The sequence below is a fragment of the Kitasatospora albolonga genome, from assembly GCA_002082585.1.
GTDB lineage: Bacteria > Actinomycetota > Actinomycetes > Streptomycetales > Streptomycetaceae > Streptomyces > Streptomyces stephensoniae.
The window spans coordinates 1919747-1931835 of the sequence record CP020563.1 but is presented as its reverse complement, the minus strand read 5'-3'; the positions used below and the strand labels follow the sequence as shown (position 1 = coordinate 1931835).

10 protein-coding genes are annotated in these 12089 nt (G+C 73.2%); 6 read left to right on the top strand and 4 right to left on the bottom strand.

What is annotated here, in order from left to right; all coding sequences use genetic code 11:
• Positions 1-67: 67 nt before the first annotated feature.
• Positions 68-850 carry a hypothetical protein gene (locus tag B7C62_08360; protein ARF72285.1) on the top strand — a complete coding sequence of 261 codons (783 nt, stop codon included), beginning with the start codon at positions 68-70 and terminating at the stop codon, positions 848-850.
• A gap of 5 nt (positions 851-855) precedes the next feature.
• Here the strand turns inward: B7C62_08360 and B7C62_08355 are convergent, their stop codons facing one another.
• From B7C62_08355 to B7C62_08340, 4 genes are all read right to left on the bottom strand, one after another.
• Entirely contained in the window at positions 856-1866 is a 1011-nt protein-coding gene (locus B7C62_08355) for an LLM class F420-dependent oxidoreductase (protein ARF72284.1), read from the bottom strand.
• 117 nt (positions 1867-1983) lie between these two features.
• Positions 1984-2835 (bottom strand): hypothetical protein, encoded by an 852-nt coding sequence (locus B7C62_08350; GenBank protein ID ARF72283.1) that lies wholly within the window; start codon positions 2833-2835, stop codon positions 1984-1986.
• 260 nt (positions 2836-3095) lie between these two features.
• Positions 3096-4028, bottom strand: a complete 933-nt coding sequence (locus B7C62_08345) for an N-acetylmuramoyl-L-alanine amidase (GenBank protein ID ARF72282.1) — start codon at positions 4026-4028, stop codon at positions 3096-3098.
• A gap of 70 nt (positions 4029-4098) precedes the next feature.
• A complete protein-coding gene (locus B7C62_08340) occupies positions 4099-4752 on the bottom strand; it encodes a hypothetical protein (GenBank protein ID ARF72281.1) in 654 nt (217 codons plus the stop codon).
• Between the two features lie 220 nt (positions 4753-4972).
• On the opposite strand from B7C62_08340, the gene B7C62_08335 reads away from it, so the two are divergent.
• From B7C62_08335 to B7C62_08315, 5 genes are all read left to right on the top strand, one after another.
• The gene (locus tag B7C62_08335; protein ID ARF72280.1) at positions 4973-5398 is read left to right on the top strand and encodes a 4-carboxymuconolactone decarboxylase; all 426 of its coding nucleotides are present in this window, start codon (positions 4973-4975) and stop codon (positions 5396-5398) included.
• A gap of 136 nt (positions 5399-5534) precedes the next feature.
• The gene (locus tag B7C62_08330) at positions 5535-6737 is read left to right on the top strand and encodes an MFS transporter (protein ID ARF72279.1); all 1203 of its coding nucleotides are present in this window, start codon (positions 5535-5537) and stop codon (positions 6735-6737) included.
• 95 nt (positions 6738-6832) lie between these two features.
• Positions 6833-9091 (top strand): acyl-CoA dehydrogenase, encoded by a 2259-nt coding sequence (locus B7C62_08325; GenBank protein ARF77045.1) that lies wholly within the window; start codon positions 6833-6835, stop codon positions 9089-9091.
• Between the two features lie 27 nt (positions 9092-9118).
• A complete protein-coding gene (locus B7C62_08320) occupies positions 9119-10315 on the top strand; it encodes a Nonspecific lipid-transfer protein (GenBank protein ARF72278.1) in 1197 nt (398 codons plus the stop codon).
• Positions 10316-10442: 127 nt separating this feature from the next.
• The gene (locus B7C62_08315; GenBank protein ARF72277.1) at positions 10443-11948 is read left to right on the top strand and encodes an MFS transporter; all 1506 of its coding nucleotides are present in this window, start codon (positions 10443-10445) and stop codon (positions 11946-11948) included.
• Positions 11949-12089 lie beyond the last annotated feature (141 nt).

The following is a 12089-nucleotide window of genomic DNA, read 5'->3' as shown; positions in this document are numbered from 1 at the left end:
GTCACCGGGCGGCGGCCGGTGGGGAAATGAGGTGATCCCCTCCGGCGGCGCGGCTAGGGTCCCCGCCATGACGCTTCTCTCTTACGGCCGTTACTGCGACGAGGTCCTCGCCCAGACCGACGCCCTGCGCGCGGTGCTGCGCGGCGCGGATCTGACCGCGACCGTCCCCACCTGCCCCGACTGGAACCTGCGGCAGCTCGCCGTGCATGTCGGCGGCGCGCACCGCTGGGTCGGGGAGATCGTGCGCGGGCGGGCCGCCGAGGACGTTCCGGAGGAGAAGGTGCCGGGGTTCGAGGGGCCCGGGAGCGAGGACCCCGCCGCGCTGGACGCCTGGCTGGCCGAGGGGGCGGAGGCCGCCGTCGCCGCGCTGCGGGAGGCCGGGCCGGACACCGAGGTGTGGACCTGGGCGTGGGAGCGGCGTACGGCGTTCTGGGCGCGGCGCATGACGCACGAGACGGTGGTGCACCGCGCGGACGCGGCGCTCGCCGCCCGGGTTCCGTACACGGTCGCCCCCGAGGTGGCCGCCGACACCATCGAGGAGTGGCTGCGGATCGTCTCCTTCGTCCAGGAGGGGGGCGAGGACCCGGAGGCGAACGAACTGCGGGGCGGCGGGCGCTCGTTGCACCTGCACGCCACCGACGTACCCGGCGCGGAATGGCTGATCGAGCTGGGTGAGGACCGCTTCACCTGGCGGCACGCGCACGAGAAGGCGACGGTCGCCCTGCGCGGGCCGCTCACCGATCTGATGCTCGTCTTCAACCGCCGTCTGGAGCCGGGCAGCGAACGGGTCGAGGTGCTGGGCGACGCGGAGCTGCTGGACTTCTGGCTGGACCGGTCGTCGTTCGGGTGAGCACTTTACGTGCTGAGCTCCGCCAGGACCCGTAGCGTGTGCGGGTCCGGGGCGGTGACCAGCAAGTCCGTCACCGGGCCCTTGCGCCACTCCGCCAGCCTCTCCGCGATCCGGGCACGCGGGCCGATCAGGGAGATCTCGTCCGCGAAGGCGTCCGGTACGACCCCGATCGCCTCCTCCTTGCGGCCCTGGAGGAACAGCTCCTGGATGCGCCGGGCCTCCTCCTCGAACCCCATCCGCGCCATCAGGTCCGCGTGGAAGTTGCGGGCCGCGTGGCCCATGCCGCCGATGTAGAAACCGAGCATCGCCTTCACCGGCAGCAGCCCCTCCGCCACGTCGTCGCAGACCTGGGCCCGGGCCATCGGCGCGATCATGAAGCCCTCGCGCAGGCCGGTGAGGGAGGCCGCGTAGACGTCCGTGCGGTACGGGGACCAGTACAGCGGCAGCCAGCCGTCCGCGATCTCGACCGTCTGGGCGATGTTCTTCGGGCCCTCCGCCCCCAGCAGGACGGGGAGCGAGGACCGCAGCGGGTGCGTGATCGGCTTCAGCGGCTTGCCGAGGCCGGTGGCGTCCGGGCCGGTGTACGGGTGGGAGTGGAAGCGCCCCGCCACCTCCACCGGCGCCTGCCGGGCCAGCACCTGGCGGATCACCTCGACGTACTCGCGGGTCGCCGTGAGGGGGCTCTTCGGGAACGGGCGGCCGTACCACCCCTCCACCACCTGCGGCCCGGACAGCCCGAGGCCGAGCAGCAGCCGGCCGCCCGAGAGGTGGTCCAGGGTCAGCGCGTGCATGGCCGTCGCGGTCGGCGTACGGGCCGCCATCTGCGCGATGCCCGTACCCAGCCGGATACGGGAGGTGTGCGCGGCGATCCAGGTCAGCGGGGTGAAGGCGTCCGAGCCCCACGCCTCCGCCGTCCACACCGAACCGTAGCCGAGCCGCTCCGCCTCCTGGGCGAGGGCGAGATGGCCGGGGTCCGGGCCCCGGCCCCAGTATCCGAGTGCGAGTCCGAGCCGCATTCCGTTGCCTCCGGCCGTAAATGACACTCCGTCAGATGGTGGCGCCGCGGGACGGACTGTACGACAACGGCCCCCCGCCCGGAAGGGCGAGGGGCCGCGGGCGTGACGCGTACGGGATCAGCCGCGCTGGATGCCTGTGGTGTCCTGGAGCACACCGCGACGGCCGTCCTGCGTCTGGGCGATGAGGCCCTGGCCGCGCTGCTCGACCGCGAGGTACCAGGTGCCCGGCGCCAGCTCGGCGATCGGGTTCGGCGCGCCGTCCTCGCCGTACAGCGGACGGGCCACCGGCACGGCGAACCAGAACGGGGTGAAGTCGCCCGCCGGAGCCGCGCCGCCCGGCGAGGCGGCCTGCGGTGCGGCCTGCTGGGGCTGGGCGGCGGCGTGCGTCTGGGCCGGGTCGCCCTGACCCGGCTGACCGGGGGCGCCGGGGTAGCCGTAGCCCTGGCTCGGCTGGGCGCCGTAGGGCGCCTGCTGGGCACCCGGGTACCCGTAGCCCTGGCCGGGCTGGGCACCGTACGGCGGCTGTACGGCCTGCGGCTTGGGGGCGCCGACCAGCGGGGCCTTGAGCGCGGGCACCAGCGGGCCCGCGACGGCACCGGCGGCGAGCACGATGGCCGCCAGCAGGCCGAGGATCAGCCCGGCACCGGCGTTGTCGACGTCGATGATCGTCCAGAAGGCGGTCCACAGCGCGAAGACGGTGAACGCGGCCCCGAACTGGCCCAGGTCGAGTCCCGCGACCTTGCGGCCGGGCATCAGCCGGCCGACGACCAGCAGAGCCGCGCCGATGATCCCGGCGAGGTAGAGGCTCATCAGGAGACCGAGGCGGTCCCAGGCGTTCGTGTTGAAGCGGGAGCAGTCCACACCGGACGGGCAGTCGAAGTTGGCAAGGTTGAGGAAGGAGGCGATGAACAGCACGACCGCTGCTCCGATCACCACGCCGTCGCCTCGAGTGAGGGAGCGGATATTCACGTGAAGGTCCTTAGTCGGTCGTCTCGTCGGGGCGGTCGTCGCTGCCGCCTGTGCGGCGGGCACGGCACGGAGCTCGAGGGGCTCCCCATCGTACGGATGAATCTATCGTCTGCCCGGGCGGGTTGCGCCCCTGTCCGTGGCTTGAACCGTTATCCCCTCCAAATATCCCCGCAGACCCCCCAGACCCACCCCTTCGGGCAGTCGGCGGACCCACGCCTTCGGGCAGTCGGCAGGCCCGCGCCTTCAGGTGGTCGGCAGACCTACCCCTTCAGGTAGTCGGCGATGCCGTCCGCCATTCCCTGGGCCGCTTTCTGGCGCCAGCTCGCCCGGCTGAGCAGGGCCGCGTCCTGCGGATCACGCATGTTGCCGCACTCCACGAAGACCTTGGGCACGGTCGACAGGTTCAGTCCGCCGAGATCGTCACGGGTGTCCAGCCCGGTGCCGCCCCCGATGTAGTTGGAGGGTGCGCTTCCGGTGACGCGGACGAAGTGCCCCGCGATCCGGGCCCCGAGATCGGCCGAGCTCTCCACGATCTTCGTGGTGTCCGCCCCGCCGCCCTTCACCGCCGCGGGCAGGATCACATGGAAGCCCCGGTTGCCGACCGCCGACCCGTCCGCGTGCACCGAGACCACCGCGTCGGCCTTCGCCTCGTTGCCGATCCGGGCCCGCTCGTCGATGCAGGGCCCGAACGGCCGGTCGTCGTCCTGCGTCAGCAGGACCCGGGCCCCCTGCGCCCGGAGCAGCTCCCGCAGCCGGTGGGACACATCGAGGGTGAACCGGGCCTCCGCGTAACCGGCGTTGGTGGACGTACCGGTCGTATCGCACTCCTTGCGCCCGGTGCCGATGTCGACCTGCTGGTTGATTTCCTTGGTGTGCTCGCGGTTGCGCGGGTTGTGGCCCGGGTCGATCACGACGGTCCGGCCGGTCAGCGGGCCCCGGGGCAGCGGCTCGGAGGACGGTGCGGAGGGGGTCGGCGTCGTCGGTGCGGAGGGCGACGCGGAGGGCGTCGGTGCGGCGGAGGGCGAGGCGGCGTCCCCGCCCGGGCGGGGGGAGGCCGCACCGGTCTCGGCGCCGTCCGGGCCGCCGCCGCATCCGGTGACGGCCGTCAGGCAGAGCGCGGCCAGCGCGGCGGCCACCAGGAGGGGTCGCCGGGCGCGGCGGGCGAGGGGAACGCTGTCGTCGTCGTACGGCACGCGGCGATGCTATCGATCCGTACGGGGATGACGTCCCCGGGTACGCCTCGGACCCCCGCCCGGGTACGCCTCAGATCCCCGGCCCCGTGCGCCGCAGCACGCGCAGCGAGTCCGTCACCGACACCTCGGCGAACGCCCCCGAGGTCAGCGCCCGCAGGTACACCCGGTACGGGGCCTGTCCGCCGTCGGCCGGGTCGGGGAAGACGTCGTGGATCACCAGGAGCCCGCCTTCGGCGATGTGCGGGGCCCAGCCCTCGTAGTCGGCCGTCGCGTGCTCGTCGGTGTGCCCGCCGTCGATGAAGACCAGGCCCAGCGGCCCGGCCCAGACGGCGGCGACCTGCGGGGAGCGGCCGACGAGCGCCACCACGTGCTCCTCCAGACCCGCCCGGTGCAGGGTGCGGCGGAACGTCGGCAGGGTGTCCATCAGCCCGACCTCGGGGTCCACCACCGTCGGGTCGTGGTACTCCCAGCCCGGCTGCTGCTCCTCGCTGCCCCGGTGGTGGTCCACGGTCAGCGCGCTCACCCCGGCGGTCCGGGCCGCGTCGGCCAGCAGGATCGTGGAGCGCCCGCAGTACGTGCCCACCTCCAGCAGGGGCAGCCCCAGCGCACCGGCCTCCGTGGCCGCCGCGTGGAGGGCGAGCCCCTCGTGGGCGGGCATGAAGCCCTTGGCGGCCCCGAACGCGGCGAGTACGTCCGGGGACGGGGCGGGAGCGGCGGCGGTCACGGGGTTCCTCCAGGTGGGACGGGTCGGCTGACGACGGCGCTCCATCGTGCCGCACGCACCGGCCGCCCCTCCCGGTGGGGGCCGCCCCCGGCCCGGACCTCATCGGTGACCCGCCACCGGCCCGCGATTGACCCATGATTTTGCCGGAAGAATGCACCATCTCCCGGGTCGCTTCCGCGTCTACGGTCAATGCATGACCACTTACCAGGTGCCTCAGCGCATGAACTTCACCACCGTCGCTCCCAAGGTCTTCAAGGCCGTGCTCGCCCTCGACGCCGCCGCCCGCGAAGGGATCGACCCCGTTCTGCTGGAGCTGGTGCAGATCCGTGCCTCACAGGTCAACCGCTGTGCGTACTGCATCGACTACCACACCTCCGACGCCCGCAAGGCCGGGGAGACGGAGGAGCGGATCTACCAGCTCTCCGCGTGGGAGGAGTCGAGCCTGTTCACCGAGAAGGAGCGGGCCGCCCTGGCGCTGACCGAGGCCGTCACCCTGCTGCCCCAGGGCGTGTCGGACGAGGTGTACGCGGAGGCCGCGGAGCACTTCGAGGAGAAGGAGCTCGCGCAGCTCATCGCGCTCATCTTCACCGTCAACGCCTGGAACCGCATGAACGTCGCCACACGCAAGACGCCCGGCACCGAGTAGCCGGGAGTCCCCTCAAGCCGGGCGGTGGCCGCCTCACTCCCCTTGACGGCCACCGCCCTTTCCATGCCCGCGGCCTTTTCCCGTTCTTTCTTCGCACTCCTCTCCGTGTCCTCACTCATGAAGGGCTGACCACGCCATGACCACCGTCGAGACCGGGGCCCCAGCCGACACCGGCCGCTCCTCCGTCAAAGGCTGGCTCGCCGTCCTGGCGGTGACCCTGGGCATCTTCTCCCTGATGACCTCCGAGCTGCTCCCCGTGGGGCTGCTCACCCCCGTCGGTACCGCCCTGGACGTCTCCGAGGGCACCGCGGGGCTGATGGTGACCGTGCCCGGCCTGGTCGCCGCCGTCTCGGCGCCCCTGGTCACCGTGGCCACCGGGCGCATCGACCGCCGGATCGTCCTGGTGGTCCTGATCGGCCTGATGGGCGTGGCCAACCTGGCCTCCGCCTTCGCCACCAGCTTCACCGTCGTCCTGATCGCCCGGTTCCTGATCGGCGTCAGCGTCGGCGGCTTCTGGTCCATCGCCGGGGGCATCGCCCTGCGCCTGGTACCCGCCAGGCATGTCGCCCGCGCCACCGCCGTCATCTTCGGCGGGGTGGAGACCGCCTCCGTCCTGGGTGTGCCGCTGGGCACGTTCATCGGCGACCTCAGCGGCTGGCGTACGGCGTTCGGCGCGGTGGGCGTCCTCGGACTGGTCTCCCTGGTCTGTCTCCTCTTCCTCATGCCGAAGGTCCCGGCCGAGCAGAGCATCTCGTTCTCGGCCCTGCCGAAGGTCTTCCGGACCAACGTCGGTCTCCGGATCGGTATCGCCCTGACCTTCCTGGTCATCACCGGCCACTTCCTGGCCTACACCTTCGTGCGGCCGATCCTCCAGGAGGACGGGATCAGGGCCGGTGCGATCGGCGCGCTGCTGCTGACCTTCGGCGTCGCCGGGATCTGCGGCAACTTCATCGCCGGTGCGCTCATCACCAGGAGCCTCAGGAACACCGTCATGGGCATCTCGGTGGTCCTCACCGCCGCCATGGTCATCCTGGCGCTCGTCGACACCAACGCCTTCACCGCGGGCGCCATCCTGGTCCTGTGGGGCCTGGGCTACGGGGCCGTGCCGGTCACCTTCCAGAGCTGGATCATGGACGCGGCACCGGAGGCCACCGAGGCGGCCACCTCGCTGTATGTCTCCGCCTTCAACCTCTCCATCGCGCTCGGCGCGCTCTTCGGCGGCTTCGCCGTCGACGGGATCGGCGCCACCAGCGTGCTGTGGATCGGCGCGGCCCTGGCCTTCCTGGCGCTGTTCGTGGTGGGCGGCACCCGCAACTCCAGGGTCGGGCACGCGTCCTGACGCGCTGTCAGCTCTCGCCGGTTTCGGCCTTCCGTCCTAGTGGAACGTGTTCTACTCTTGCGCCCGTTCCAGTGGCTGCGACCGGCGGGGTGCGCATGGGCATCGGTACGAGTACGGGGATGGGTACGGGTGCGCGTACGGGCACCGGCACCGGCATCGGGATCACCGAGGAGCACCGTGCGCTGGCGGACTCCGTACGGGGATGGCTGGCGCGGGCCGTGCCACCGGCCGAGGTGCGCAAGCTCCTCGACACGGAGGGCCCGGCCGCCGCCGGGGTCCGCCCCGCGCACTGGGAGGCGCTCGCCGGGCAGGGGCTGACGGGGGTGCATCTGCCCGAGAAGTACGGGGGCGGGGGCGGCGGTCTCCTCGACCTCGCCGTGGTCCTGGAGGCGGCGGCGTACGGCTCGCTGCCGGGGCCGTACCTCGCGACGGCGCTGACGGGCGCGGTGCTGGAGCGGGCGGCTGCCCCGGGGGTCGGCGAGCTGCTCCGGGCCATCGCCGCCGGGACCCGTACCGCCGCCCTCGCCCTCACCCCCGGCACCCTCACCGCCACCCCCGCCCCCGCCGAGGGCGGCGGCCACCGTCTCGACGGGACCGCCCCGCCCGTCCTCTCCGCCGAGGCGGCCGACCTGCTGCTCCTGCCCGCCGCCACGGCCACCGGTGAGCGCTGGTTCCTGGTGGAGGTCGGGGCCGAGGGGCTCGCCGTGCGCCCGCACCGCAGCGTCGACCCGACCCGGCCCACGGCACAGGTGCGGGCCGACGCCGTCCACGTACCGGCGCACCACGCCCTGCCCCTCGACTCCGCGCTCGTCCGCGACCTGGCCGCCGTCCTCCTCGCCGCCGACGCCTGCGGGACCGCCGCCCGGAGCCTGGACACAGCCGTCGAACACGCCCGCGTACGCGAGCAGTTCGGGCGTCCCATCGGGGCGTTCCAGGCGGTCAAGCACCTCTGCGCCGACATGCTCGTCCGCCTCGAACAGGCCCGCGCCCTGACCTGGGACGCGGCCCGTGCGGTCGACGAGGTCGGTCAGGAACCCGAAGTGCGGTCGCTCACCGCCGCGTTGGCCGCCGCCACCGCGCCGGAGGCCGCGTACTCCTGCGCCAAGGACACCATCCAGATCCTCGGCGGCACCGGCTTCACCTGGGAGCACGACGCCCATCTCCAGCTGCGCCGGGCCGTCCTCGCCCGCCAGCTCCTCGGGGCCGCCGACACCCACCGGCTGCGCGCCGCCCGCCTGGCCGCAGCGGGCGCCCGCCGCGAACTCGCCCTGGAACTCCCGCCCGAGGCCGCCCGCCACCGCGCCGAGGCCCGACCCCACCTCGCCGCCGCCCGGGGTCTGGCCCCCCGCGAGGCCCGCCGCGCGCTGGCCGCCACCGGCTACGCGGCCCCGCACCTGCCACCCCCGTACGGCCTGGGCGCCGGCCCCGTACAACAGCTGGCGATCCAGCAGGAGTCGAGGGAGCAGGGGGTCCGGATCAGTGAACTGTCCATCGCCACCTGGGTGGTGCCGTCCCTCATCGCGTACGGAACCGAGGCGCAGCGGGAGCGCTATCTCCCCGTCACCCTGCGCGGCGACCTCCAGTGGTGCCAGCTCTTCTCCGAACCCGAAGCGGGCTCCGACCTCGCCGCCCTGCGCACCCGTGCCGTACGGACCGCGGAGGGCTGGCGGATCACCGGGCAGAAGGTCTGGACGAGCGCCGCCCGCACCGCCGACCACGGCATCCTGCTGGCCCGCACCGACCCGGACGCCCCCAAGCACCGGGGGCTCACCTACTTCCTGGTCGACATGAAGAACACCGAAGGCATCGGCATCCGCCCGCTGAAGGAGATCACCGGGGACGCCCTCTTCAACGAGGTGTACTTCGACGACGCGCTCCTCCCCGCCGACGCCGTCGTGGGTGAGGTCGGCGGCGGCTGGCGCGTCGCCCGCAACACCCTGGGCAACGAACGCGTCCACATGGCCGACCAGGTGGCCTTCGACGGCGGGCTCGAAGCGCTGATCGCCCGCTCGGCGGAGACCGATGAGACGACCCGTACCCGGATCGGCGCCCTCGCCGCCGAGGCCCACGCGCTCGCCTGCATCGGGCTGCGCACCACCCTCCAGCAGGTCTCCGGCCTCGAACCGGGCGCCGGGGCCTCCGTCCGCAAACTCGTCCAGACCCTCCACCAGCAGAAGGTCGCCGAGCTCACCCTCGAACTCCTCGGCCCGGCAGGCGCGGTGGACGAGCCGGAGGCGGGGGAGCGGGCCCTGCACGGCTTCCTGATGTCCCGCTGTCTGACCATCGCGGGCGGCACCACACAGATCCAGCTGAACGTCGTCGCCGAGCGGATGCTCGGCCTGCCCCGGGACTGAGCCCGTACGAACGGAAGGAGCCGGAGGATGAAGGCGTACATCGTCGGCGTCGGCATGACGAAGTTCGAGAAGCCCGAGACCCGCGACTGGAGTTACGGGGACATGGTCCGCGAGGCGGGCACCGCCGCGCTGGCGGACGCGGGGGTGCGGTACGAGCAGGTCGAACAGGTCCCCGTCGGATACTGCTTCCAGCCGTCCACCGCCGGACAGCGGGCCGTCTACGAGCTGGGGCTCACCGGCGTCCCCGTCTACAACGTCAACAACAACTGTGCCACCGGCTCCACCGCGCTCATGCTGGCCCGGCAGTTCGTGCAGGGCGGCACCAGCGACTGCGTCCTGGCGGTCGGCTTCGAGAAGATGGCGCGCGGATCGCTGGGCGGCTCGGGCGGCGGCTCCGGCGGGGGCGACTTCGCGGCCTCGCCCGTCGCCCGGCACTACGGGATCATGGCCGCCGCCCACGGCTTCGTGAACGCCCCGCCCACCGCGCAGATCTTCGGCAACGCGGCCCGCGAGCACATGGAGCGGTACGGGACCACGCCCGCGCAGCTCGCGGCGGTCGGGGCCAAGAACCACCGGCACTCGGCGCACAACCCGTACGCCCAGTTCCAGGACCCGTACACGGTGGAGGAGGTCCTCGCCGCCCGTACCGTCCACGCGCCCCTCACCAAGCTCCAGTGCTCACCCACCTCCGACGGCGCGGCGGCGGCCGTCGTGGTCTCGGAGCGGTTCGTGGAGGCCCATGACCTGGGGGAGCGGGCCGTGGAGATCGCCGCCCAGGCCATGACCACCGACACCGACGCCTCCTTCGCCTCCGGCACCTGTATCGACGCGGTCGGCGCCCCGATGTCGAAGGCGGCGGCCCGGCAGGTGTACGCCGCCTCCGGCCTCGGCCCCGGCGACCTCGACGTGATCGAGCTGCACGACTGCTTCTCCATCAACGAGCTGCTCACCTACGAGGCGCTCGGCCTCTGCGGCGAGGGGGAGTCCGGCAAGCTCGTGGAGTCGGGGGCGACGACGTACGGCGGGCGGTGGGTGGTGAACCCGTCGGGCGGGCTGATCTCCAAGGGGCACCCGCTGGGCGCGACCGGGATCGCCCAGGCCGCCGAGCTGACCTGGCAGCTGCGCGGCGAGGCGGGCCCGCGCCAGGTCCCGGGCGCCCGCACCGGCCTCGCCCACAACATCGGGCTGGGCGGGGCGGCGGTGGTGACGCTGCTGCGGCGGTGAGAGGGGGAGGAGGAGGCCGGGGCTGCGGGGGCCGGGACCGCGAGGGCCGGGACTTCGGGCCTAGGACGCTCCGGCCCCGGGATCTCCTCCCGATACCCGATGTACCGGGCACGTACTACCTGCGAGCATGACCGGCATGGCAGATGTCCCCGCACCCGCGTCCCCCCGTACCTCCCGCTCCCGGATACCCACCGGCGCGTGGGCCGTCGTGCTCGCCGCCTGTACGGGGCAGTTCCTCGTCGTCCTCGACGTGTCCGTGGTCAATGTGGCGCTGCCGTCCATGCGGGCCGACCTGGGGCTGAGCCATGGCGCGCTCCAGTGGGTCGTCAACGCCTACTCGATCGCGTTCGCCGGGTTCATGCTGCTGGGCGGGCGGGCCGCCGACATCTACGGGCGTAAACGGATGTTCCTCGTCGGGCTGGGCGTCTTCACCGCCGCCTCCCTCGCGGGCGGTCTCGCCCAGGAGGGCTGGCACCTCCTCGCGGCCCGCGCCGCGCAGGGGCTCGGGGCCGCCGTCCTGGCCCCCGCCACCCTGACCATCCTCACGGCCGCCGTGCCCGAGGGGCCCGCCCGGACCCGGGCGATAGCGACCTGGATGGCGGTCGGCGCGGGCGGCGGCGCGGCCGGCGGGCTCATCGGCGGGGTCCTCACCGACGCCTTCTCCTGGCGCTGGGTCCTCCTCATCAACGTGCCCATCGGCGCCCTCGTCCTGGTCGCCGCCGCCCTGTGGATCAAGGAGGGCCGGGCGGGCGACCGCCGCCGGATCGATCTGCTGGGGGCCGTCCTGGTCACCGCGGGCCTCGCCACCGTCGCGTACGGCATCGTGCAGACCGAGGCCGTGGGCTGGACGGCCGCCGCCACCCTCGTACCGCTGGTGTCCGGAGCGGTGCTGCTGGCCGCGTTCGTCCTGGTCGAGGCGCGGACGGCGGTCCCGCTGATCCCGCTGCGCGTCTTCGGCGTACGGGCGGTCTCCTCCGCCAACGTGGCGATGTTCCTCATGGGGTCGGCGACCTTCTCCATGTGGTACTTCATGACCGTCTACGCCCAGAACGTGCTGGGCTACACCCCGTTGCAGGCCGGCCTCGCCCTGCTCCCCACCTCGGTCGCCGTCGTCATCGGCTCCAAGGCCGCGCCCCGGATCATGGTGCGTACGGGGGCCAAGAGCCTGGCCGTCGCCGGGGTGCTGATCACCGCCGCCGGGTTCGGCTGGCAGTCCACCATGGGCGTCGACGGCTCCTACCTCACCGCGATCTGCCTGCCCGGGGTCCTGATGATGGCCGGGGCCGGGCTCGCCTCCACCCCGCTGGCCACCCTCGCCACCTCCGGCGCGGCCCCGGCCGACGCCGGACTCGTCTCCGGGCTGGTCAACACCTCCCGCACCATGGGCGGCGCGCTCGGCCTCGCGGTGCTCTCCACGGTCGCCGCCGCCCGTACGGCGGGCTCGGCCGACCCGGCCGAGGTCACCGCCGGGTACGCGTCGGCGTTCCGTACGGCGTGCGGGGTGCTGCTGTTCGGGGTGATCGTCATGCTGGCGTGGCTGCCGAACCACCGGACACTCCGCGTACGGGAGGAGCGGGCGGCGGAACCGGTGACGGCCGCGAAGGAGGAGGCGCAGACGCAGGAACGGGTCTGAGGGCCTGAACCACCGCATCTGACGTGGCGTCAGCAGTCTTCCCAACTTCCGGGCGCTGCGTTATACATGGGCCATCGGCTAGAACGCGTTCTAGAAGGTCGCGCCCTGCCGGTCCCGCACGGCCTCGGTGCGGTCGGTGGT